This window comes from Acidovorax sp. KPB24-03, assembly GCF_057546605.1.
Window position 1 is genome coordinate 1 of record NZ_BAAJYR010000671.1, and the last position, 1,305, is coordinate 1,305.

The following is a 1,305-nucleotide window of genomic DNA, read 5'->3' on the forward strand; positions in this document are numbered from 1 at the left end:
CAGCGTGGCCAGGGCCCGCTCGGCGGCTTCTTCCGTGGAAAAGCGGCCCAGCGACAGGCCCGGCTCCAGCGCCGCGCCCGGCCGGTCGTACGGCACCTTGCGGGCGCGCAGCTCGGCGCGTTTCTTCTCCAGCGTGTCCTCGTCGGCGAAGCGGCCCATGTAGACCATCCAGCGGCCGGTGAGCGAGATCGGCTCCAGCGTCCAGCTGCCCGGCGGCAGGCCGGCCGTGGCGGTGCGCAGCGCATCGAGCTGCCCCTTCTCGAACGTGCCCGCCTGCAGGCAGGGCGCGGCGCTCGGCGGCGGCCACGGGTGGGACCGATGCGGGCGCGGCCTCGCTGGTGCTGGGTGCGGGAGTGGAGGCGGGAGCGGGCGGGGTGGCGGGGGCTGCAGGCGCTTCGCCCCCGTTCGCATTTGCGTTGCCGTTGGGGGTGGTGCCCGTTCCGTTGGCGCGGCCCAGGCGCAGGTTCTCGGGCTGGATCTGCTGCTCCAGGCGCTGGGGCTCGGACTGCTCGGGCGGCGCCCAGCCCCACGAGCGCAGCAGCCCCTGCGCCCACGCGTAGTAGCCGGCATTGGCCAGCAGCAGAACCAGGACGGCGGCGCGCAGCATGGGTGGGCCCTTCTCGGTCAGCGCGGCGCCGACAGGCCGGCGGGCCGCACGCTGATCTCGGAGCTGGTCACGGCCTGCATGCCCTGCGCCGTGTGCACCAGCAGCGCGCCATCCTCGCCCACGCCGTGGGCCGTGCCGGTGGTGCCATCGCTCAGCGTCACCGCGCGGCCGCTCAGCACGTCGCGCTGGTGGAACCGGGCCTGCACCGGCGCGAAGCCATAGGCCTCGAACGATTGCAGCATGGCGACCAGCGGCGCGGCGATGCGCTGCAGCGCCGTGGGCGCATCCAGGCCGGGCTCCACGTCCTGCAGGCTGCCGGGCGGGGTGTTCATGCCGTCCGCCTGCGGCGGCTGCACGTTGATGCCGATGCCGGCCACCACGTAGCGCGTGGCGGGGGCGGCATGCGCTTCCCAGCCGGGCGCGACGAGGCTCGCCGTCTCCACCAGGATGCCGGCCAGCTTGCGATCACCGTCCAGCCACAGGTCGTTGGGCCATTTGAGGCCGATGCGCGCGGCACCCGCCAGCGGCGTGGGCTGCAGGCTCTCGGCCACGCTCACCCCCACGGCGAGCGACAGGCCCGACCAGTCGGCCGGCGCCAGCGGCATGCCCAGCGAGAACATGAGCGCATCGCCCACCGCGCCACGCCAGGGCCGGCCCAGCCGCCCGCGGCCGGCGGTCTGCAGTTCGGCCACGAGCAG

At 75.0% G+C, this 1,305-nt stretch carries 2 protein-coding genes; both read right to left on the reverse strand.

The annotated features are described in order from the left end of the window. On the reverse strand, positions 1-411 hold a 411-nt coding region (locus AC27KI_RS25060), incomplete at its 3' end, for an SPOR domain-containing protein (protein ID WP_487116487.1). A 213-nt stretch (positions 412-624) separates the two neighbouring features. Further along, on the reverse strand, positions 625-1,305 hold a 681-nt coding region (locus tag AC27KI_RS25065), incomplete at its 5' end, for a biotin--[acetyl-CoA-carboxylase] ligase (RefSeq protein WP_487116489.1).